Annotated in this window: 22 protein-coding genes and 4 tRNA genes; 20 read left to right on the forward strand and 6 right to left on the reverse strand. The window is 35.5% G+C overall.

The window, feature by feature from the left end; all coding sequences use genetic code 11:
- Positions 1–19 precede the first annotated feature (19 nt).
- The 3 genes from PQG54_RS00005 (at position 20) to PQG54_RS00015 (ending at position 4,347) form a co-directional block, all read left to right on the forward strand.
- Positions 20–96: transfer RNA gene (locus tag PQG54_RS00005), tRNA-Met, on the forward strand.
- A gap of 1,155 nt (positions 97–1,251) precedes the next feature.
- Positions 1,252–3,042, forward strand: coding sequence for an FAD/NAD(P)-binding protein (locus PQG54_RS00010; RefSeq protein ID WP_271789511.1), 1,791 nt, complete (start codon positions 1,252–1,254; stop codon positions 3,040–3,042).
- A gap of 9 nt (positions 3,043–3,051) precedes the next feature.
- A complete protein-coding gene (locus PQG54_RS00015; RefSeq protein ID WP_271789510.1) occupies positions 3,052–4,347 on the forward strand; it encodes a hypothetical protein in 1,296 nt (431 codons plus the stop codon).
- 3 nt (positions 4,348–4,350) lie between these two features.
- Here PQG54_RS00015 and PQG54_RS00020 read toward each other — a convergent pair whose 3' ends face one another.
- Positions 4,351–5,388 carry an NAD(P)H-dependent flavin oxidoreductase gene (locus tag PQG54_RS00020; RefSeq protein WP_271789509.1) on the reverse strand — a complete coding sequence of 346 codons (1,038 nt, stop codon included), beginning with the start codon at positions 5,386–5,388 and terminating at the stop codon, positions 4,351–4,353.
- 949 nt (positions 5,389–6,337) lie between these two features.
- Between PQG54_RS00020 and PQG54_RS00025 the strand changes: the two genes are divergently transcribed.
- The 3 genes from PQG54_RS00025 to PQG54_RS00035 all read left to right on the forward strand — a co-directional run bounded on the left by PQG54_RS00025 (position 6,338) and on the right by PQG54_RS00035 (position 8,846).
- On the forward strand, positions 6,338–7,006 hold the full coding sequence (locus PQG54_RS00025) for a MarC family NAAT transporter (protein WP_271789508.1): 669 nt from the start codon (positions 6,338–6,340) through the stop codon (positions 7,004–7,006).
- A 91-nt stretch (positions 7,007–7,097) separates the two neighbouring features.
- Positions 7,098–8,489, forward strand: a complete 1,392-nt coding sequence (locus tag PQG54_RS00030) for a carbohydrate porin (protein WP_271789507.1) — start codon at positions 7,098–7,100, stop codon at positions 8,487–8,489.
- Positions 8,490–8,588: 99 nt separating this feature from the next.
- Positions 8,589–8,846 (forward strand): hypothetical protein, encoded by a 258-nt coding sequence (locus PQG54_RS00035; RefSeq protein ID WP_370866890.1) that lies wholly within the window; start codon positions 8,589–8,591, stop codon positions 8,844–8,846.
- A 181-nt stretch (positions 8,847–9,027) separates the two neighbouring features.
- Here the strand turns inward: PQG54_RS00035 and PQG54_RS00040 are convergent.
- Positions 9,028–9,102: transfer RNA gene (locus PQG54_RS00040), tRNA-Thr, on the reverse strand.
- 198 nt (positions 9,103–9,300) lie between these two features.
- On the opposite strand from PQG54_RS00040, the gene PQG54_RS00045 reads away from it, so the two are divergent.
- The 4 genes from PQG54_RS00045 to PQG54_RS00060 all read left to right on the forward strand — a co-directional run bounded on the left by PQG54_RS00045 (position 9,301) and on the right by PQG54_RS00060 (position 13,409).
- Positions 9,301–10,653 carry a paraquat-inducible protein A gene (locus tag PQG54_RS00045; protein WP_271789506.1) on the forward strand — a complete coding sequence of 451 codons (1,353 nt, stop codon included), beginning with the start codon at positions 9,301–9,303 and terminating at the stop codon, positions 10,651–10,653.
- Positions 10,654–10,701: 48 nt separating this feature from the next.
- Positions 10,702–12,390, forward strand: coding sequence for a PqiB family protein (locus PQG54_RS00050; protein WP_271789505.1), 1,689 nt, complete (start codon positions 10,702–10,704; stop codon positions 12,388–12,390).
- On the forward strand, positions 12,390–13,031 hold the full coding sequence (locus PQG54_RS00055) for a PqiC family protein (RefSeq protein WP_271789504.1): 642 nt from the start codon (positions 12,390–12,392) through the stop codon (positions 13,029–13,031). The genes PQG54_RS00050 and PQG54_RS00055 overlap by 1 nt, the downstream gene beginning before the upstream one ends.
- 90 nt (positions 13,032–13,121) lie before the next feature.
- A complete protein-coding gene (locus PQG54_RS00060) occupies positions 13,122–13,409 on the forward strand; it encodes a hypothetical protein (protein ID WP_271789503.1) in 288 nt (95 codons plus the stop codon).
- A 35-nt stretch (positions 13,410–13,444) separates the two neighbouring features.
- On the opposite strand, the gene nusG is transcribed toward PQG54_RS00060, so the two are convergent.
- The 3 genes from nusG to PQG54_RS00075 form a co-directional block, all read right to left on the reverse strand.
- Positions 13,445–13,975: a transcription termination/antitermination protein NusG gene (nusG, locus tag PQG54_RS00065; protein ID WP_271789502.1), complete on the reverse strand. Its 531-nt coding sequence runs from the start codon at positions 13,973–13,975 to the stop codon at positions 13,445–13,447.
- A gap of 15 nt (positions 13,976–13,990) precedes the next feature.
- A complete protein-coding gene (gene secE / locus PQG54_RS00070) occupies positions 13,991–14,179 on the reverse strand; it encodes a preprotein translocase subunit SecE (protein ID WP_271789501.1) in 189 nt (62 codons plus the stop codon).
- A 116-nt stretch (positions 14,180–14,295) separates the two neighbouring features.
- A tRNA-Trp gene (locus PQG54_RS00075) sits at positions 14,296–14,372 on the reverse strand.
- 232 nt (positions 14,373–14,604) lie between these two features.
- Between PQG54_RS00075 and PQG54_RS00080 the strand changes: the two genes are divergently transcribed.
- The 9 genes from PQG54_RS00080 to atpC all read left to right on the forward strand — a co-directional run bounded on the left by PQG54_RS00080 (position 14,605) and on the right by atpC (position 21,377).
- Positions 14,605–14,678: transfer RNA gene (locus PQG54_RS00080), tRNA-Gly, on the forward strand.
- Between the two features lie 116 nt (positions 14,679–14,794).
- Positions 14,795–14,947 (forward strand): DUF7832 domain-containing protein, encoded by a 153-nt coding sequence (locus PQG54_RS00085; protein WP_271789500.1) that lies wholly within the window; start codon positions 14,795–14,797, stop codon positions 14,945–14,947.
- Positions 14,928–15,269, forward strand: a complete 342-nt coding sequence (locus PQG54_RS00090; protein ID WP_271789499.1) for a DUF7832 domain-containing protein — start codon at positions 14,928–14,930, stop codon at positions 15,267–15,269. Before PQG54_RS00085 ends, PQG54_RS00090 begins: the two co-directional genes overlap by 20 nt.
- Positions 15,270–15,355: 86 nt before the next feature.
- Entirely contained in the window at positions 15,356–15,934 is a 579-nt protein-coding gene (locus tag PQG54_RS00095) for a hypothetical protein (protein WP_271789498.1), read from the forward strand.
- A gap of 420 nt (positions 15,935–16,354) precedes the next feature.
- Positions 16,355–16,924, forward strand: a complete 570-nt coding sequence (atpH, locus tag PQG54_RS00100; RefSeq protein ID WP_271789539.1) for an ATP synthase F1 subunit delta — start codon at positions 16,355–16,357, stop codon at positions 16,922–16,924.
- On the forward strand, positions 16,924–18,462 hold the full coding sequence (gene atpA, locus PQG54_RS00105; protein ID WP_271789497.1) for a F0F1 ATP synthase subunit alpha: 1,539 nt from the start codon (positions 16,924–16,926) through the stop codon (positions 18,460–18,462). The genes atpH and atpA overlap by 1 nt, the downstream gene beginning before the upstream one ends.
- An 11-nt stretch (positions 18,463–18,473) precedes the next feature.
- Entirely contained in the window at positions 18,474–19,391 is a 918-nt protein-coding gene (locus tag PQG54_RS00110; protein WP_271789496.1) for a F0F1 ATP synthase subunit gamma, read from the forward strand.
- 35 nt (positions 19,392–19,426) lie between these two features.
- Positions 19,427–20,929 (forward strand): F0F1 ATP synthase subunit beta, encoded by a 1,503-nt coding sequence (atpD, locus tag PQG54_RS00115; protein ID WP_271789495.1) that lies wholly within the window; start codon positions 19,427–19,429, stop codon positions 20,927–20,929.
- A gap of 31 nt (positions 20,930–20,960) precedes the next feature.
- On the forward strand, positions 20,961–21,377 hold the full coding sequence (gene atpC, locus PQG54_RS00120; RefSeq protein ID WP_271789494.1) for an ATP synthase F1 subunit epsilon: 417 nt from the start codon (positions 20,961–20,963) through the stop codon (positions 21,375–21,377).
- Between the two features lie 28 nt (positions 21,378–21,405).
- On the opposite strand, the gene queF is transcribed toward atpC, so the two are convergent.
- The gene (gene queF, locus PQG54_RS00125) at positions 21,406–21,873 is read right to left on the reverse strand and encodes a preQ(1) synthase (protein WP_271789493.1); all 468 of its coding nucleotides are present in this window, start codon (positions 21,871–21,873) and stop codon (positions 21,406–21,408) included.
- Positions 21,874–21,983: 110 nt separating this feature from the next.
- Here queF and PQG54_RS00130 point away from each other — a divergent pair, with 110 nt between their 5' ends.
- The gene (locus tag PQG54_RS00130; protein ID WP_271789492.1) at positions 21,984–22,811 is read left to right on the forward strand and encodes a glycosyltransferase family 32 protein; all 828 of its coding nucleotides are present in this window, start codon (positions 21,984–21,986) and stop codon (positions 22,809–22,811) included.
- Positions 22,812–22,847 lie beyond the last annotated feature (36 nt).

Below are 22,847 nucleotides of genomic sequence, written 5' to 3' on the forward strand. Positions count from 1 at the left end.
ACTCAGGCATATACACCCCTGCGGGGTGGAGCAGCCCGGTAGCTCGTCAGGCTCATAACCTGAAGGTCAGAGGTTCAAATCCTCTCCCCGCTCCCAATACTCCAAATATAAATGTTTTAGAGAGACGGGTAGCGATGATTATCAGAAGTATCTCTACTAATAGTTAAAAAACTATAAAACTTATTAAATTTATAGTAATAAGGGCAGAGATATTGGTGACACACTAATCCACACTCTTAAAACTCACATTTTTACCATTAGTAAATTGACTTGCGTCTAGACACAAATATAACTACGACCTATATTTTTCTTGGTTTATCATAAATCAATGATACTAACGTGAAATTTAGTATTATATCTATCAATGTCTTATACGACGTTATATATAAAAAATAAATCGTAAGTTGTGAAGACCATTATTGGACATGTCTTATAGAATGATTTGGTGACTATTTAAATTTAAGAAGGCACTTGTGTTTTGAATATTATCAAAATTCGTAGGTAACATATCAATGTTATTTAGATCAAAATTATAATTAAACAAACTAATTTTACTACCTGAAATTTTATCGAAATTTCCTACGACTGTTTTTAAACTTTTACTACTATATAATAATATGTCTCTTATGATACCAGTTGATATATGATTACTGTTACTTGCTGTAGCTACAAGATTTATGTAATTAGCTATGTAAGAAGTGTATGTCTGGATTTTTTTGTTTTTCAGCCCGGCCTGTAAATTATAACGCTCTCCGACGTGTCACATATTCCTAAATTTGAATAAACTCTGGTTTATTTAGGAGGTTTAGCAAAATTTTATACTTTGTTTGCATCAATTTTGCAAAATGTTGTCTACTTTCCTTAAGTTTTCTTTTATTTTATAGGCACAGTCATATTTAAATTCAGTTCAATTACTCTTCAATTGTTTTTTACTTTTATTTACTAATTTAGCGGCTTTGAAAATTGAAAAAATAAGTATAGCTGATTTCGTTCCTAGAAATTGCTTTATTTTTGGATGATGTTTGATGATGAACTATAGAATGGGTTTATTGTGTATACTTTGACAGCTTATTTGAAACAGTACGTATATTGTAATATATCTTGTTTTTATCAATTAAATGAGGATCTTCAGCAGTGTAAATGATAGTAATTTTTATATTGTTAGCAAAAATTCTTTGTCTTGATTTATATCTAAAAAAATGTTTTGATTAGCAAATTATTCTGATAAGATTAAGGTATAAAGTGAAAATTATGCAACAAGATAAAATTACTATATCTATTATTGGTGTAGGACCCAGGGGAATAAATTTATTCGAAAGAATAATTGCTCATTGTTTTTTTGATAAAAAATTACATGGTAAAGAAATAACAATACAATTATTCAATAATAACTCGAATTATGGTATGGGTTGTCATGATATTAATCAATCTGAAAATCTATTAGTTAATACTATATGTAATCAAATTACGACATTTCCAGATGAAAGTGTTTTAAATTATAAGTTTTCATTAAAAGGACCTTCTTTTTACGAATGGTTGCAAAATAAATACAAGAATAATAACGAGTTTAAAATTGACCCCTTGGGATATTATTCGAGGAAAGAGCTTGGTAATTATTTATGTTGGTCTTTTAATTTTCTATATTCGATAGAATTGCAACATGTAAATTTTATTAAAATTGTTGATACAGTTACAGATATTCAAAAAGGAGACGATAATAATTGGATATTATCAACAACTGATACACAATATTTATCCGATTTCGTATTCATAACAACAGGTCATGACTGTCACGAATATACATTTTCTAACAAGAAAAAAATGTATGCGTATCCTTTAACTAATATCCAAAATAATGTTGATGCAAACGATATAGTGGCTATACAAGGAATAGGTTTAACAACATTTGATGTTATAGCTACGTTAACAGAGGATAGAGGGGGTAAGTATATTAAACAAAGTGATCGATATACTTATCTTCCGTCAGGAAAAGAACCAAAAATAGTTGCATTTGCCAGATCTGGACTACCATTAAGTGCCAGAGGAAAATCATATAAAGAATTAAGAGAGCAATATAAAGCAGAATTTTTTACACGCGAAAAAATTCTTGCTTTACAAAAACAAAATAAAAAAGATTTTCAAAAAGATTATTTGCCTTTGATATTACAAGATATGGAATATGTTTACAGTTTTACGTTCTTAAAAAATAAAGATATTATTAAGGCCTATAACTTCTTAAACGATTACATGATGTATGAAACAGAAAGAGAAGTTATTATCGACAAATATATTCCCAATAAAGAAGATCAGTTTTCTTGGGAAAAGATTAGTAATCCTCTTTTAAATCGATCATTTGAAACTCAGGAAGATTTTGATAAATGGCTTTTAAATTATCTGAATGAAGATGTTGACAATGCTATGCAAGGAAATACCCAAAATCCTATTAAAGCATGTACAGACATTTTAAGGGATATAAGAGACTTAATTAGACTATGTGTTAATCATGGCAATTTAACAGAAGAGAGTGCGATTTGGTTTAATAATATATTTGTTCCGATTATGAATAGAATATGTGTTGGTCCACCCGTGGAGCGTATTCAACAGATGCTCGCCTTGGTAGAAGCGGGGATATTAACAATAAATTTAGGTCCCAATGTGCAAGTAGAAGAAAAAAAAGATGGTTTTTATTTGCATACAACGTTTAATACGACAATTAAAAGCGATTTTTATGTAGTTGCAAAAGTATATACGCCTCTTTTGGATCATAGTGAAAATTCTCTAGTAAAAAATATTCTGAATAATAATATTAGTTGTCAATTTAAAATTAATAATTACCAGTATGGTCAGTTTAATGTAGATGATAATTTTAATTTAGTTGATGATAAAGGTAATGTAATAAAGTCGATTTATGCGTTGGGTGTTCCTACTGAGGGGGCAAAATTCTATACTTACATATTGCCAAGACCTTTTGTGAACTCTACAGCATTATACGATGCTGAGGTTTGTGTTAATCATATGTTTTCGCACATTACAAAAAACTAAGACGTTTTTATGAGAATAAACTCTGTTTTATATTTTAATGCCTTAATATCTATCTTATTAATTACAATAAATACATCTTTGAAATTAGATAATATAGATATTAGGATATTTGAAATTATTATACTTTCCATAATCATTTTGCCTGATTTTATTAGAAAGATTAAGAAAAAATTATTATGGATTATGATTTCCCAGTTATTAATTAGTATTGTTATAAGTTATTATTATAATATCAATATAGAGAAAAATATTATATATTCATTGCATTTCGTAGATATTGTTATATTTCTTTTATTTATGAATCTATATTCTGTAATATTTAAAGAAACGAATATAAAAAAAAGTTTTTTACAATTATTATACAGAGTGAATATACGTTTGAGAAAGGCAACTTTGCTAACTATTGCAATTATTAGTGGTTTTGGCTTAAGTCTTGGTACTTCACTCGTTTTATCACAAATTTTTGAAAAAAAAGATTACTTTATTACAGCATTGCTATCAAGAGCGATTATATTGTCTATGATGTTATTTCCTGTGACGGCGACAACTGCGACTTTGATTGTGATTTATTCTGATTTATCTATTTTTTCTATTATTATTACAATACTTCCTATCTTTTTAATGGGTTTTTTGGCTAATTTTTATTTAAATAAAAACACGATTTCTTTACCTAAAAATATCGACACTATCAGAGAGAAAAAGGTGAATCTTTTACCTTTTGCTATTAGTTTTATAACAGTCATTACTTTAATATATTTTAGTATTCCTATATTGCTGGCATTATGTTGGGGTGCAATCATAGGTTTTTTATCTTTAGAACGTGGTAAAAGAAATATTAAAAAGTTAGGAGTGCATTTAACAAAATCTATGGGATTGCTAAAATCGGAGATGTCCTTATTTTTAATCACGGGATTATTAGTAGGGAATATTAGTAATCTGCAATTGCAAATGCATTATAATATCCCTGAAAATTTGCAAATTTATATTGTACCTCCGTTATTGGTGGCGATTTTCATATGCACAGCTTTACTAAGCTTGCATCCCATGGTTGTATTTGGTTTTATTTACCCTCTGAGTATTTCATTTATTAACGCTATTCCTCATAATTTATTATATTGTATATGGACAGTTTGTTTTGCAGCATCTTTATTAATGTCACCTGTCTCGATTATATCAATTACATCATCAATGTGTTCTGGCTTATCGGTAATAAATTGCAGTTATAAAATGCATTGGAGATTTGTTGCCATTCTCTCTATTTCCATGATTATATATATTTATTTATATTCATATTTTTTTCTGTAATCATTACTTACACATGATACCATGAGAAAGTTTTTGGACTAAATCTTTTGCTTCTATTCTTTCTATTTCGGAAACATTCATACCAGCCCAATAAGGTTCATATTTGTTATCTTTTGTTAATTTATACAATTCTTTAGCAAAATAATAGGCATGAGGATATGGTGGAGGTGAGGGGCAATTTGGATGATCGATATAGCGATGCCAATCGTTAATTAATCCTCTTGCGGGACGCCCTGAAATACTTGATGTAATTTGAGTTTCTCTATGGCGAAATAATGCGTCTACATAATTTTTGCTTGCATTAGAGGTACTACATTGTACAAAAGCAGTCCCTAATTGCACAGCATCAGCGCCAGCTTTAAAACATTGCTGAACATGTTGAGAATTCATTATTCCGCCTGCTGCAATAGTCGGAATAGTAATTTCTTTTTTGATTAAATGGATTAAATCAATTGTTTTAATGGAAGAATCAGTGTGGGTATTAAATGTTCCACGATGTCCCCCAGCTTCTATCCCTTGAGCAATAATGATATCAATTCCTGAAGCTGCTATATATAGTGCTTCACTGACATTTGTAGCTGAGGCCATCGTAACGATGTTGGCCTGTTTTAGCTTGTCTATTTGATATGCATGGGGAATTCCAAAATGAAAACTAACAATAGGGACTTGTTCTTTTATTACTAAGTTTAAATAATCATCCCCATCTTTGAAACTCTTATAAAGACAAGGAAATGGAGAATTGATCTGTTTTATCAGCTCTAGATTTTGAAACTGATGGCAACAATATTTCATCCAATTTTTTTCTAAGTCATCATTTGAATCTATAGATTCATGGCAGAAAAAATTTACTTGAAACGGTAGGTTAGTTTGTTTTTTTAAGCTTTGAATCTGCTCCCTCGCTTTATTGATAGATGAGGATCCTAAACCCAAAGAACCAAGGCCTCCAGCATTTGAAACCTCTGCAGCTAGTTCTGGTGTTGATACACCTGCCATAGGAGCAAGTAATATTGGATATTTAATTTTGAGTAAATTTTGTAACACTTTCAAATTCCTTTATTTCTGAGCATATAGGATGTGCCGAATGTTATAAAGTACGATGTTATTAGCAGTAAGAGTATCATCACTTACATTACTTATGTTTGTATTGTCGCCGATCCAAGTTAAAAAGAGAATGATAAAATCCATTCTTTATTGTTTTAATATAAATTATATCAAAAAATTATCTTTAGCGCTATTTATCAGTAATATATGTTGTGAATGTGTTTCGATTGCCATTTACAATATGTTATTAGAATATTCATTGATGGAAAGTTGTGTGTAATGGTTCGTTATTTTAATAATTCTTATATTTTGCACTCACACAATAAACCCATAAAATTGTGTCATGCAGCCAAACAATAACATATGTAAAAAAAATCTGACTAATCGTTTTAATAAAGATATAATCTGCTTTTTTAGCTTAGACAATTATCTCTGCAATGATAGACTCTTTCAGACAATCTGAGAATATCACTAAATAAGCCATCAATCATATTTATAGAAATAGGCTAGTTGAATAATTTGACAATTACATCTGGCATTCTTCGGAAATTCAAGAATTGGAAAAAGTTTAGAACAACTTGTTTTATAAGATTGTGACGCTTGAGAGGTTCTTCCACACACAATTCAAAATTGTGTTAATTTGGATTTCGCTTTTGATAATGTAAAAAAGTTACGTTTTATTCGGATATGTGATTGTTCATCATTTGAAGAATTTCCCGATATAATTGCTGTGTTCTATAGTTCAAGAGGATCTGATTTATCTGAGATCATTAATTTAAAGAGATTAATAGAAGCCATTTTTGGTCAATTTACCAAATTATATTAAAGTTATCTTAAGAGGAATACGCGCATTCAGCGATAATGATCATTTCTAAATATATTCTTTACGTTTGCATCTCTAACATCTTATTGATACCATTAATCATTTATAATATTGAAAATAATATATATGTTAGAACTTTTTGAAATTATAGGGATAGGGCTTGTCACGCTTTTACCCTTGGCTAACCCTTTGACTGCGGTAGCGTTATTTCTCAGCTTAACTGAGGATATGAATCAAAAAAACCGTAATCAACAGGCATTGATGGCGGGTGTATATGTTTTTATCATTATGATTGTGACATGGTATGCTGGTCAGATCGTTATGAATACTTTTGGCATATCTGTGCCTGGATTACGGATTGCGGGCGGGTTAATTGTTTGTTTTATTGGGTTTCAAATGTTGTTCCCTGTAAAAAAATTACATGAGGTACCAGAGGTTCATTCTGTGACCGCAGAATTAAAAAAAGAACCAGATACAAATATTGCATTTGTTCCTTTGGCGATGCCAGGAACAGCGGGGCCAGGAACGATTGCGATGATTATCAGTAATGCCTCAGCGATAAAGCAACCGACAGTGCATATTGCGGAATGGATTATTTATGTTGCTCCAGTCGTGGTTTTTTTGATTGTGAGTGTTTTATTATGGGTCTCCTTACGTAGTTCAATGGTTATTATGCGTATTATTGGGAATAGTGGAGTACAGGCAATATCACGGTTAATGGGATTTTTGCTGGTCTGCATGGGGGTTCAATTTATTATCAATGGTTCTTTGGACATTGCTACAAGTATACATTAAGTTTTTTTAAAGAAATCACGATCTATTGAGTTGACTAGACGGCTTGCTTTTGATTTTCTGCTTGAATTTATTGATCTAAGGGTTTGCAAAAATGTTGCGAAAAAGCAATTATAAAATATCTACTGCTTTAATGGTAATTACTTTTTTTTCAGCAGCATATACCAATCAAGTAGAAGCTCAACAGGCTTTTCAATTAAAAAAAAACAAAAACCTTCAAGTAGAAGACCATAACGATACAAAAGGTGACCCATCTAAAGAGTTATTCTTTAGCGGATTAAACCGCTATTTGGATCAATATGGTATTCAGTTGGGATTAAATTGGGTTACTGAAACGGCTGGAGTTGTCAGTGGTGGCAAGCGTAAAGGTGCAGATTTCACCCAACAGATTGCTTTTTCAGTAGATGTTGATTGGGAAAAGATTATCGGTTGGAAAGGCTTTTCAACTCATGCAGTTATTATGAATCGTTCTGGACGTAATGCCAGTGCAGATTATGTTGGCGATTCTCAAATCCAAGCCCAAGAAGTTTATGGGGGTGGATATGCCCGTTTGCTGCGCATGTATGATTTTTATGGTGAACAGAAATTATGGCACGATAAAATTGATATTAAAATGGGGCGTATGAGTGTGGGTGATGATTATGCCCATAGTGCGATTGCTTGCCAGTTTATGTTATTGACTACTTGTGGCCATCCCAGAAGCACACAATCACAACAAGGGTTTTCCGATTGGCCAGGTGCTGTTTGGGGAGGTCGTATCTTATATAAATTTACTCCTCAGGCCTATATACAAGTGGGTGCCTACCAAAGTACTCCTTGGCCTCAAGGTGGCAGAACTGGTTGGGATTGGGGCACATCAGAGGCAACTGGTGCATTTGTTCCTGTAGAATTAGGGTACAATCCTAATATCGGTAAGAATCACTTGGTGGGTCATGTTCATGTAGGGGCTGGGATTGATAGCAGTCGTTTTGAAACTTGGTCTTCCCAAGTAACGGGTTCAGGTAAAAAAGATAATCGTTTTCAATTTTGGATCCAAGCTGACCAAATGGTTTACCGTAACGATCCTATTGAAGACCATGGATTATATGTGATTGCAAATTACGGTCATGATGCTGCAACAACCTCTACTTTCAAGGATTTTTACAATATTGGGGTTTTGGATCGTGGTTTTTGGAAATCGCGATCATACGATCAATTTGGGTTGATGTTAACTTACTATACCGTTCCACGCGGCTTAAGTAGAGCACAGCAATATCAAATCAATAATGGTATGGTGACGGGTGCTAATGGAATTTTTAATGGTTTATTAAATGGCGCACCTGGGGTTCAAACAAATAGTTTGCTGTTTGAAGCGAATTATGGAGTTGCAGCATATCGCGGTGTCATGTTAATGCCAATTTTTGAGTATTTTCATAATGTTGCTGCGACAAAAAGCACGTATAAAGATGCTGTAGTGTTTGGTTTAAAAACAAACGTTACTTTTTAAAGAAACTATTGTATAAATAACTGCTATTCATTCGTTGAATTGATATCGTATTGAAAATTTGACACGATTATATAAAATGTAACAGCGGTATTTAACAAAGTGATAAAAAAAATAATTTTATCAGGATTTACACTTTTATTACTAGGTGGGTGTAATCCTGAGATGGGTCGTTTGCCTCTTGAAAGCGATGTAGGTTGTTTACGTAAAGAACTATCTTCGGATATGCATTTATCTTTTCAAACAGCCACTAATTTTTGTCAGAAAAGCGATCATGGGGTTCCATTGCCTTTAAACCTTAAAGGTGCATTAGACCTGCAAGTACAAGCAGAGCAAGCAAACATTGCATATATAAATTAAGAATAATTATATTTCGAATTGTTAAGAGATATCAGTTTTTTTAAAATTGATATTGTTCTTTACAGCTCACAGAACGTCTAAAGCGTTACTGGCAATCAATAAAAAAACTTGGAAAGTGCGATGATATATGTATTATTTAGTTGTAGTTAACAAAAGCACTTAATTTTTATATAAAATAAAGTGGTGCCGACACTCGGAATTGAACCGAGGACCTACTGATTACGAATCAGTTGCTCTACCCCTGAGCTATGTCGGCTTATATGTTTTGCTTTTTATATAGGAGCTGAGCATAGACTGCAAGAGTGATAAAGAATTTTTCTATAAGTTTATTTTAAATTTATAGATTTATCACAGTATCTATGTTTGCTTATACAGAAAAAACGTAGAAAAGATACGTAAGGTAAATTGACGCTGAAACAAATGGTCAGGTTTACATTTGATTAAGAGAGAGTTTGTGTTAGAAAGTAAGAAATTAAACGAAGCGATATGTATCGTTGATCAAGTCGTGGAATGTCATTCTTGTGGATTGGTGCAACAATATCCAGAAGTCAATCATGGCGAGTTGGTTGCATGTCATCGATGTGGGCTTGAACTTTTTCGTCATCCCCTTAGCCGACAATGGGCTGTTCCTTTTGCCTTTGCGATATCTTCGGTGATCTTATATTTAATGATGGTGTCATTTCCTTTATTATCTGTGAATATTTATGGGCGGACGAACTCGTTGGGTATTTTGAATGGTAGCATCGAATTCATGCATCAAAGCTTGGGGAGTGTCGGAGCTTTAGTAGGGTTAGTCGTGGTTGTTTTTCCGATTGTGATTATCGGTTTGATCCTTAGTATTTTGTATTATTCACGTTTTACGATACTACCGTCTTTTTTTCCTAGATTATTGCATTTATACCGATTATTACGACCATGGTCGATGATTGAAGTCTATATTTTAGGTGTTTTTGTTGCTTATACAAAATTGGTAGGGATGGCATATGTACAGATTGATTATTCACTATATGCTATGGTCTTATTGATGATTTCTATGAGTGTCACAGATGCAAGTACTGATTTTGCCACTTTATGGGAACGATGCGCAATTAACAAAACAATGGTCTATCATCATAAACAAGTAGAAGTCGGCCATTATCATTCTGATATATTGCCCGAAAATGACTATTTAGCTTCATGCGAATGTTGCGGGTTAGTTTTTAAAACCGATACAAGCATTCACGAAGATGAACATATTGGTACATGTCCTCGGTGTGGAAAAAACATACATAAACGTAAACCCAATAGTTTAAATCGGTCGTTGGCTCTTTTAATTACAGCTTTTGTTTTTTATATTCCAGCGAATTTATATCCTATTATGAGTACAACAATGATGGGTAGGGTAAGTAGCCATCAAATCTTTGGTGGTGTTGTGGAGTTATGGCAAAGCCAAATGATTCCATTGGCGTTGCTTGTCTTTGTGGCAAGTATTGCAGTTCCTGTATTGAAAATATCAGGTATTGGATTAATGATTGCCGCAAGTATAATGAGATCTAAAAAATGGTTGGTAATGAGATCTAAACTATTTCGCGTCATTACCTTTATTGGCCGTTGGTCAATGATTGATGTCTTTATGATATCAATTTTAATTGCGTTGATTCATTTTGATGCGTTGGCGACAGTGCATGCCCATGTTGGCATTTTGATGTTCGCTGCTGTCGTTGTGGTCACAATATTTGCAGCAGATACCTTCGATCCACGTTTAATGTGGGACTATGCTAAAATGAATGATTCCCAAACCGGTCAAACAAAAGCAGATAACAATTAAATCTTAATAAAATTCATGTAAACATTATCAACATTCAGTAAAAGAAATATGTCGAACAATAATAATGATCAATTACCCTTGGCGCCGACACGAAAGATCAAGTTTTCTTTGGTGTGGGTTGTTCCTATTCTGGTCGCCGTCCTAGCGATTTACTTGGGATGGAAAGCCATTTATAACGCAGGTCCTACAATTACGATTTCGTTTGAAACAGCAGATGGGATTGTCAGCGGTCAAACACAGGTAAAAAATAAATCTGTTGTATTAGGGACGGTCAAAAGCGTTAATTTAAGTAAAGATATGCGTCATGTTGATGTTCAAGTGGCAATGACAAGACGCGCTGCATCTGTGATTTCTAGCAACGCACGCTTTTGGGTGGTTCGACCACGCTTTAATGGAGCAAATATTTCAGGATTAGAAACCTTGATTAGTGGTGCTTATATTGCGTTTGATCCTGGCGATTATCAAGTTGGCAAAAGACAACGCTATTTTGTTGGATTGGAATCCCCACCTGGGGTCCGTTCAGGACAGCCAGGAACCACTTATACATTAGCAACTAATAATCTTGGGTCTTTAGGGGAGGGTGCTCCAATTTTCTATCGCGATACGGTGGCTGGGGAAGTTCTTAGTTACGATATGCCAAAGGGCGGTGTAGGACCCATTTTATTACATATTTTCTTAAAGAAACCTTATGATAGCTATTTACATCCTGATAGTGCTTTTTGGAATGTATCGGGCATTAAGTTCGGTTTTGGTGCGACGGGATTAAATATTGAATTACAGTCGATTCAGGCATTAATGTCTGGAGGTGTTGCTTTTGATGAATTAGATAGGCCTTTGGTTGCAGATAAAGAGCATCAAAATAAAGAGACAGTGCCTGCCAATACACAATTTAATTTATATGCTGATAAAGATGCCGCAGAAAATGCGCGTTATCAAGATAATGTCCATCTTGTCACTTATGTGACCTCTTCAGTTAAAGGATTATCCAAAGGAAGTAGAGTTACTCTGTTTGGATTACAGATAGGAACTGTGCAAAATGTTGCTTTAATTATTGATCGGGCTGCGAATAAAACCCGTGCAAAAATTACAATGGACATTCAACCAGACCGTGTCTTTTCTTTTCAAAAGAAATATGATTCTGCGACATTGGCTTTGATTACGAAATCGTTAATTGCAAATGGGATGAAAGCAAGTGTTGCAAGTGATAATTTCTTGTTTGGTAGCTCTTTAATTTCTTTGAACTTTATTGATATGAAAAAGCCCATCATTCCTCAAAAAGAAGGCGATGCTTTGGTGATCCCGAGTCAAGCAGGGGGCATGGACGGGATTATGGCTTCTATGTCAACGGTTGCATCAAAATTAGCGGCAATGCCGTTAGATCAGTTGGGTGAGAACCTTAATAACTTAATGGCACATGCTGATGATCGATTAAATAGCCCAGATGTTACCAAAACGTTGAAAGCAATGCGTCAAACGATGCAAAATATGAGCGATCTTAGTAAGAAAGTAAATAATGGGGCATCACCATTGTTGAAAGAGTTACCAGAAATGAGTCGCCAGTTAGATCAAACCTTAAAGAATGCTAATAAATTGCTAGGAAGTTATGGTGGCAACACAGATTTTCATCGTAATTTGCAAACAATGATTGTGCAATTAAGCGAAACGGCAAGATCATTAAAATTCTTTAGCGATTTTATGACCCAGCATCCATCCGCATTTATAACAGGACGTAAATAATGACTCGTTTAAATACAAAAAATATAGTATTGCGCCGCCATCTTTTGAAAACGATGATGGGAGGATCTTTGTTAGCCGTAACGGGTAGTGTATTGACAGCATGCAGCAATTCTGGCCCGACATACTATACGCTTTCCCCTGTACAAGGCAGGTTGTATAATGTGACTTCTTCTATTATAGAGGTCAGAACACCTTCATTAGCAGGCTTTTTAGATAAAGATCGTATTGTTTCAGAGATCAGTAATAATAAACTTACGTTATCCTCTTCGGATGCATGGGCGGATAATATTACAAATATGATTGGTCGTGTGATGATGTTAGATCTGGCACAACGTTTACCCAATTCACGTGTATTTTTACAAAATCAAGCAACGCAAACTACGCCACAATTCTATGTAGAAATGGATATTTCAAGATTTAATCAAGATGCAAGTGGTAAAGCAGTAGTGACAGCAGATGTAGTGATTCGCACTGATAGCGATAAACCATCCAAATTTAATCGATTATTGACGCTTGAAAAAGTTCCTGCGGATAGTAGCACACAAGCATTGGTCGTTGCATTAAGCCAAATACTTGGGGAAATTGCCGAGACTACTGCTGCAAGTTTGGCTAATTTGCCTTCTATGCCTATAGTAAATTAATTTTTAGAATATATTTATGAGGAAAAAGGAAGGTATATCCTTCCTTTTTTTATGATCTTAAGTGTGAATGTAAAAGGTACGTGATTATATATGTGGAAAATACTAGAGACAATTGGCACGAAGAGTAGTGAAAATGGAGATATAATTCTAGAAGAAGAAAGTTATTTGGGAGCACGTATTACATTGGAGAAATGTGAAAAATATTACACAATCACGGCTGGTATCTATGGCGCCATGGTTCACACAGTATTTTGTGATGAAAAATCTTGTCAAAAACAATATCAAGCAATGAAAAAAGATATTCAAGAATTTCTTGAACAAGATACAGTAGAAACAGAAGCGTTACAATTCTGCGAATATTTTATGAGAAAATATTAAAAAACGCTTTAAAATATTAAAGCGTTTTGAAAGATCTATAATTTTTCGACTTGGTTATATTCGAGTTCAACCGGGGTTGAACGACCGAAAATAGAGACGCTGACTTTTAAGCGACCTTTTTCTGTATCGACTTCTTCGACAACACCATTAAAGGAAGTGAATGGACCATCGGATACTCTGATTTGCTCACCAACTTCAAAATTGACTGAAGGACGAGGGCTATCCATGCCTTCCTGAGCTTGTTTCATAATTTGTTCAGCTTCGGCATTCGAAATAGGAGAGGGGCGCATTCTGTTGCCCAGAAATCCTGTTACTTTGGGAGTATCTTTGACTAAATGCCAAGCTTCATCCGTCATTTCCATTTTTACCAGCACGTAGCCTGGGAAAAATTTACGTTCAGTTTGAATTTTCTGACCGCGTTTAACTTCGATTACTTCTTCAGAAGGAACCAAAATTTCTTCGATTTGACCTGTTAAGCCTTTTTGTTCTGCCTGTTCTTTGATTTGCTGAACAACTTTTTTTTCAAATCCAGAATAAACGTGAATCACGTACCATCTTTTTGCCATGACTGGCTTAACCCCCTATAAGCCAAACAAAGATTGAATACCAAAGCCGATGACTTGGTCTACAATAAAAAAGAATGCGGAAGCCCCAGCGGCCATGGCAAGCACAGCGGCTGTTGTGACTAATGTCGTGCGACGTGTTGGCCAAGTAACTTTCTTGGCTTCACTACGAACATCACGCAAAAATTTCGTGGGATTGACCGACACGAAACACCTTTCCTAATTCAAAATAGTACAACATATTATATTTGTATATAATATATCCGTACGGTTAAAGGACAAGATGAATGTGATTACATTCATGAAATACTATACGTGTCTTTTGGCAGGGGTGGAGGGTCTCGAACCCGCAACCTCCGGTTTTGGAGACCGGCACTCTAGCCAATTGAGCTACACCCCTGCATGATCACTGTGTGACTTTAAACTAGAATCACTCTTTTTGCAAGAACGATCATTTAAAATCATGATTAGGAGAAAAAGCAATGAAATGGATCGAAAGTCAAGAAAAAAATGATGGAAAATATTTTTTTCTATAAAAATAAAAAAAAGACTTGATCTGATAAAAATTTTTGCTAAAAGAGTGTTACATTTATCGAATGCTTATACAAAGCATATCGACATTCTTGGTATAAGCGGGCGTAGCATAGTGGTAATGCAGTAGCCTTCCAAGCTTCTGAGGAGGGTTCGATTCCCTTCGCCCGCTCCAAAAAATTCCCTTACAATTGAAATTATAAAATATAAGCATCGATCTATGCTTGCGTTTTTATATTGATTTTGACATTATTTTTATTGTTCAAATAAGATGATATAAGGATCAATGCAATGTCATATGATAAAGCAAAATATCATTATGGTGCCGACGATTTCCCTGAAGAGTTACCCATCACTCAAGGTGGCGTGCATATGGCTTTTTTTCTATCGTTGGATGTTGGAAAAAGGGTTTGCAGGCGAAGATTTGCTGGAGGATGGCGCTGATTTGTTAGTCAAGATTCATCAAGAGACTGAAGATTACTCTGTATTAGATTTATTATTTGATTTTAATGATGGTGGCTTGATGGACGAGGATTTTAATCAAGAAGGTGCCGAATTTGCGGATGCTTATTATGACGACACCTCAGTATTTTCAAAAAAGTATGGATCTTATTTACAAGATTATAGTGGGTTAGATCTGGATTTACTGGAGGGTGCTAAAGAGCAAAGCTATTATTATATTCAGTTTTCAGATCAAAATTATGAAAAAGTAAAAGGGCTGCTTGATCAACGGTATCAACAGTTCTTAAAATTTCAGGAAAACTAGTTTTTAACGCGCAAATATTCATGATTGACCAAAGTTAAAATAAGCAGGTTTTTGAAAAGAAGCTTCAAACTTTTTTAAAGGCAAAATTGATCGATTATCCTTATTTGCGTGTAAATAAAAAATGTATCTTCATTGAGAATAAAAAAGGGTTTCGGGCAAAAATTAGCTGGAGCTATTTGAGTGCCAGTTTGGAATATGCTTTTTCTCTTTCCGTGAATGATGTTGCAATCAGATCTTTTATTGATCAATTATCCCCTCCTTATATGTCCAATATTGCGAATACAGAAATGATATATTCGTCTTACTACGCATCTGAAGATAACTGTTCAGACATTTTCCCCATTATGTTGCCCAGAACAGAGGAGGGCATAGAACGCGCTTGCTATCGTGTTGCAAGGTTCTTTATTGAAAAATACCTAAAGCGCGTTTATCATTTGATGGAAGCAAAAACCGAACTTATTAATGATATTCTGGAAAATCCCAATTATTATGCATTTCCGTTTTTAACAGCCTTATATGTAATTAAAAAGAATCACTTGGATAAAGCAGGTATAGATTTGGAGTTATTATTGAGTGAGGATAAAATGGGCTATTTGAATGATAAGAATTTAAAAGCATCATTTAATAAAACCATTGCACAGAAATGGGCAAAGGCGCTCGTGTAAAATTGCATGACATGGCAAAATGATTGTTTAGAATTCGTTGTATATATCGCCTAGGATTTTGTTACTTAAAAATCAAGTTATAAAATAATTCATCATTTATACTTGATCTGCCTTATTTTGGATGTTCTAGGGCTTTCCTTTTTATTAAAAATCTTTTATCTAACACACAAGTTTAAAGTTACGGGTTTTGTGGTTTTGCGCTGGGACGTGTTTGTTTGGTCGTACAGACTTGCAACACTTCAGAATTAAACGATAAGCAAAGTGCTTTTTAGTTTATGTTTTTAATAGGGTTTGGTATAGAATACGTTTTTTATAAACATCTATCCAAAGTTGTTGGGAAGGTAAAGAAAGCTATATGGCTTTGTTACGCTATTCTAGAAGAGAAATGAAAGAATAAACGAAGTGAATACCGATGCAACAATGGCTGCTGGCGCAGCATCAACTTTTGCGGCAAATGATCTCAAAGGTCGTTATGCTACTGCTCTTTATGAGTTGGCAGAAGAAGAGCGAGTTTTGAATGAAGTCGTTAGTGAAGTTGAAAATCTGTTAAAAATTATCAACGAAAGCGAATTGTTAAGAGAGGTTCTAAATAACCCTTCTTTTGATACAGCGCAAAGCCGTGAGATTATTGTTAGCACTTTAAAACAAGCTGGATTTAGTCAATTACTTCAAAATTTTGTTGGCGTAATTGCAAATAATCGTCGGCTTGCAAGTTTAAAATCTATTTTATTAGCTTTTTTTGCTTTGGTTGATTTCCGTCGTGGCGTAAGCACGGCCGAAGTAACCACAGCGCATCCTTTAACAGACAAACAACGTGCTCAGTTAAAAGATCGCTTGGCTCAAGTAGGGTATAATAAAGTAAATATACAAGAGCGTATTGATGCAAAGTTACTAGGCGGCTTTGTCATACGCATTGGGGCTCAGCTTTATGATGCTAGCCTTAAATCTCGTCTTAATCGTCTACATAATGTTATGAAGGGAGCCGCGTGATGGAAATCCGTCCCGCAGAGATTTCGGACATCCTTAAAAAACAAATTGCGTCCTTTGATAAAGAGTCTAACGTTGAGGAAACAGGAATTGTTTTGTCTGTTGGTGACGGTATTGCATTGGTTTATGGCCTGCAAAACGTCATGGCGGGTGAATTAGTTTCCTTCGGCGATGGTGACTTAAAAGGGATGGCATTGAACCTTTCCAGCGATCACGTTGGGGTTGTTATTTTTGGTAACGACAGCCAAGTACGTGAAGGGGACACTGTTTCTCGTACGAATCGTGTGATCGACGTTCCTGTTGGTAAAGGTCTTTTGGGTCGTGTTGTTGATGGCCTTGGAAATCCAATTGATGGCAAAGGTCCATTAAAAGATGTTGAACGTCGTTTAGCAGAAGTAAAAGCACCTGGCATTATGCCTCGTCAATCTGTTTGTGAACCGATGTTAACAGGGATTAAAGCCATTGATGCTTTGGTTCCTATCGGACGTGGACAACGTGAATTGATTATTGGAGATCGTCAAACAGGAAAATCAACTGTATTGATCGACACAATGATTGCGCAAAAGAAAACAAATGCGTTAAACGATCCAAAGAAAAGTCTGTATTGTATTTATGTTGCTATTGGACAAAAACGTTCAACAGTGGCTCAGGTTGTTCGTACTCTTGAAGAACAAGGGGTAATGGAATATTGTATCGTGGTTGCAGCAACAGCTTCTGATGCCGCTCCTATGCAATATATTGCGCCTTATGCTGCGGCTTCTATGGGTGAATATTTCCGTGATAACGGAATGCACGCATTAATCAGCTATGATGATTTATCAAAACAAGCGGTTGCTTATCGTCAAATGTCATTATTGTTGCGTCGTCCACCTGGACGTGAAGCATATCCTGGGGATGTGTTCTATTTGCACTCACGTTTGTTGGAACGTGCTGCAAAAATGTCTGACGAAAATGGTGGCGGTTCATTAACAGCTTTACCAGTTATTGAAACACAAGCTGGTGACGTTTCTGCATATATTCCTACCAATGTGATTTCGATTACAGATGGTCAGGTCTTCTTAGAAACAGATTTGTTTTATCGTGGTATTCGTCCTGCAGTTAACGTTGGAACATCTGTTTCTCGTGTTGGTTCTGCAGCGCAAACAAAAGCAATGAAACAAGTTGCAGGTAGTATCAAACTTGAGTTAGCACAATATCGTGAGATGGAAGCGTTCTCTCAATTTGCTTCTGACCTTGATGCGTCTACTAGAAAACTATTGGCTCGTGGTGCGCGTTTAACAGAGTTATTGAAACAACCTCAAAATTCTCCATATACTATGGAAGAAGAAGTTGTTGTTCTATATGCTGGAACTCGTGGATACACAGACGAAATTGCAGTTGATAAAATTGGTCACTTTGAAAAACAATTTATCGAAGTAATGCGTTCTTCTGGTGCTGACATTCTTAATGGAATCCGAGATGCTGCTCAAATCACCAAAGAATTGGAAGAAAAATTGGTGGCATTCTTAAAAGATTTCGTTATCAAGTTCAAGCAAGTTTAAGGGGCATTGCAATGGCTTCTTTAAAGGAATTACGCGCGAGAATTAATAGCGTTAAATCGACAAAAAAAATTACAAGCGCCATGAAAATGGTTGCTGCTGCAAAGATGAACCGTGCTGAAAGACGTTCTCGTGAAGCAAAACCTTTTGCAACAACGATGCAACGGATTTTGGTTAATTTAAAAGAATCTTTGGGTGATCGTCCTGGCTTGCCAAAATTATTGGCAGGAACAGGGAAGCAAGATATTCACTTGATTATTCCAATGAGCAGTGATCGTGGTTTGGCTGGTGGATTTAACGGAAATATTAACCGTGCAACACGTGGCATCGTTGAAAAACTTCTTAAAGAAGGAAAAAACGTAAAAATATGTCCAATTGGGTTTAAATCCTACGTTTATTTCCGTGGTGAATATCCTAATCTTGTTGTAGGACCAGAAGGTGGCGATCATCGGTTGGGAAATGTAACATTTGATACGGCTGATCAAATTGCCAGCTATATTGAAAAATTGTTGCAAGATGAACAATGTGATGTTTGCACCGTGGTTTATAACCAGTTTAAGAATGTCATGTTACAAGTTCCGACTGAATTGCCGTTGATTCCTTTGAATATTGCTGCAACTGAGAAACATGAAGAAACCTTAGACGAAAAATTAGCTGTTCATACAGAGCAATTACAAGCTGAATATTTATTTGAACCTGAACCAGAAGAAGTATTGCATCGCTTACTTCCTCAGAATCTACGGGTTCAATTATTCTCAGCTATGCTTGAAACCAACGCTGGTGAGCAAGGTGCTCGTATGACGGCTATGGATAGTGCGACACGTAATGCAGGTAAAGCAATTGATAAGTTAAGCTTACATTACAATCGTACTCGTCAAGCGAATATTACGAATGAACTTACTGAGGTTATATCAGGTGCAAATGCTGCCTGATTGTTATAATTATTCTGCTAGGAGCTGACCCTATTATGTCGGAAACCGCAATTGAAGAAAAAAACGCAGCATACACTGATTCATCAGCGGGGAATCAGGCTGCATCTAAAAGTAACTCTGTAGGTCGCGTCACCGAAGTCAAAGGTGCTGTTGTTGACGTGCAATTTACAGGTGATTTGCCTTACATTTTGAACGCATTAACTTGTAAAGTTGGCGATCGTAATTTGGTATTAGAAGTCGCACAAGAAATTGGTGATAACCAAGTTCGTTGTATTGCGATGGATTCTACCGATGGTATGGTTCGTGGAATGGAAGTTGCTGATACAGGACATCAAATTCGTATGCCTGTTGGTAATGAAACATTGGGTCGTATTTTAAACGTTATTGGTGAACCTATTGATGAACTAGGTCCAATTAACGCAAAAAGCTACTCACCGATTCACCGTGAAGCACCATCTTTTGAAGAACAAAGTGCAGCAAGTGAAATCTTGGAAACAGGTATTAAAGTTGTTGACTTACTTTGCCCATATCTTCGTGGTGGTAAAGTCGGCTTGTTCGGTGGTGCTGGTGTTGGTAAGACCGTTTTGATTCAAGAGTTGATTAACAATATTGCAATGGGACATGGTGGTGTGTCTGTATTTGCTGGTGTTGGTGAAAGAACTCGTGAAGGTAACGATCTGTATCACGAAATGAAAGATGCTGGCGTTATTAAAGTTGACGGAAACAGCACCGAAGGTTCAAAAGTGGCTCTTGTTTATGGGCAAATGAATGAACCTCCTGGGGCACGTGCTCGTGTTGCATTATCTGGGTTAACTGTTGCAGAACATTTCCGTGACGAAGCTGGACAAGACGTGTTGTTCTTCGTGGATAATATTTTCCGCTTTACCCAAGCTGGTTCTGAAGTTTCTGCGTTGTTGGGTCGTATTCCATCTGCTGTGGGGTATCAACCTACATTGGCAACGGAAATGGGTAATTTACAAGAACGTATTACCTCCACGAAAAAGGGCTCTATTACGTCAGTGCAAGCTGTTTATGTGCCTGCTGATGACTTGACAGATCCTGCACCTGCTACAACGTTTGCTCACTTAGATGCAACAACAGTGTTGAACCGTTCAATTGCAGAACTTGGGATTTATCCTGCGGTTGATCCGTTGGATTCTACATCTCGTTCATTGGATCCTCGTATTGTTGGTGAAGAACATTACGAAGTTGCACGTAGCGTTCAGAAAATTCTTCAAAACTATAAATCTTTGCAAGACATTATTGCGATTTTGGGTATGGATGAATTATCTGAAGAAGATAAAAAAGTTGTTTCACGCGCACGTCGTATTCAACGTTTTCTTTCTCAACCTTTCCATGTTGCTGAAGTCTTTACGGGTATGTCTGGTAAACTGGTTCCAGTTAAAGATACTGTACGTTCCTTTAAAGAAATCATTGATGGTAAGCATGATGATTTGCCAGAAGCAGCTTTCTATATGGTAGGAACCATTGATGAAGCAATTGCAAAGGCAGAGAAAATGAAACAAGATGCTAAATAAGCATTTTGTAGAACTGTAAAGGAAGACAGTAATGTCGATACAACTTGAAATTGTCAGCCCAGAGAAAGTTGTCGTTTCTCAAAAGGTCGATATGGCTGTTTTACCCGGTTTAGAAGGTGATATTGCTGCAATGGAGGGTCATGTTCCTATGATCCTTCTCCTTCGTGGGGGTGTTATTCACCTTTATGAAGGGGACAAAATAACGGATAGTTTTTTTGTTGAAAGCGGTTTTGCTGAGATGCAAGAAACAAAATGCACCGTGCTTGCCAAAGAAGTCAAAAAGCTGGACGAGTTGTCTGAAGAGACAGCAAGTAAACGTTTGGCTGACTTAGAGGAAAGTTATAAAGTAGCTTCTAAGGGTAATGATGCTGAAAGACAACGTGAGTTAATTGACGAAATGCAAAATGCTCGCGTTATGCTAGAGTTAGCTACCTCTGTAAAGAAGTAGCCTTCTCATCATAGAGGAAAGGTATTTATTACCTTCCTCTATATGCCGGAACCTCTTGTTCTGGAATCCATACTTTTTTAGGTGGCGTATCTGTTTGCCAAAACACATCAATTGGCATTCCACCTCTGGGATACCAATACCCACCAATTCTTAACCATTTGGGTTTTAATAACTTTACTATTGTTGAACCGATTTCGACGGTGCATGCTTCGTGAAAAGAGCCGTGGTTACGAAAGCTAGATAAATATAATTTTAAAGATTTACTCTCAACGATCCATTTTTCTGGAATATAATCAATGACAAGGTGGGCAAAGTCAGGTTGTCCTGTAATGGGGCAAAGAGACGTAAATTCTGGCGCGGTAAAACGAATAGTATAATCATACTCTTGATAGGGTGCTGGCACTCGTTCCAGTTTCGCGTCTTGTGGAGATTGTGGCAAAGGGGTATTTTCCCCTAATTGGGTCAGATGTTTTTTCAAATCAGGTGATTTAGACATAATTTTATATTCAATGTTAAAATAGGGTTGTTTGTTCAGAAAATAGTATAAAATGAACTTTAAAAATATTCTATCTTAATATGTAAGTATTGAAGAGAAAGGATAAAATATTGTTTACTAACGAGGAAAAAGAACAGGCAAAATATTTTAAATTTTCTTTTCATCCTTTAGATGAATTGGAGCATTATTTACAACCTCGATTTTTGCCAATTATCGATAAAAACTCAGTGGTAGAAGTAAGAGAAAATTATTCAATCACTGTTCCTAAGCATATTATTTTATTTTGGCATGAGACGGTCCCTCCACTAGATGTGCAGGATTCTATTGATAAAATCCGCCATCATAATCCGACTTATCAAGTGCAGTTATTTGATGAAAAATCAGCAGGTGAATTTATTCAACAGCATTATGGGCAAGACATTTTGCATTTATATGAACGTCGTTGTGTGCATCCATCAATGAAATCTGATTTCTTTCGGATGGGTTATTTATTACAAAAAGGGGGAATATATGTTGATATCGATATTGATTGCTTCACAAGTTTAGAAAAAATTTTCAAGCATTATGATTTCGATTGTTTACTATTTTATACTAAAGGGCAGCCATGTTGTATTGATAACGATTTTGTTGTGTGTCAGCCACATAATCCTGTTATTGAAGCAATATTTAACAAAATATGTAATAATTTAACAGGTGATTATCGCTTTTCAAGTGTGTGGGATTGTACGGGACCCGGTGCAGTATCAATGGCAGTGATGGAACTTTTGATGCAAGGCATCATTGGTGATTCGATGGGTCAGGTAGGATTAAATCGTTTACAGTTATTCGAACATCATTTTATGACCAAAGCATATAGTCATTTAGAGTTAGAATATAAAAAAACAACAGATGGAAATTGGCGATATTTCAAATTACCCACACGCTTAAATTTATTATGAACTTAAAATTTACTTAGAATGGGTTTTTTATCAGCA

The sequence above is a fragment of the Commensalibacter communis genome, assembly GCF_947179015.1.
Classification (GTDB): Bacteria; Pseudomonadota; Alphaproteobacteria; order Acetobacterales; family Acetobacteraceae; genus Commensalibacter; species Commensalibacter communis.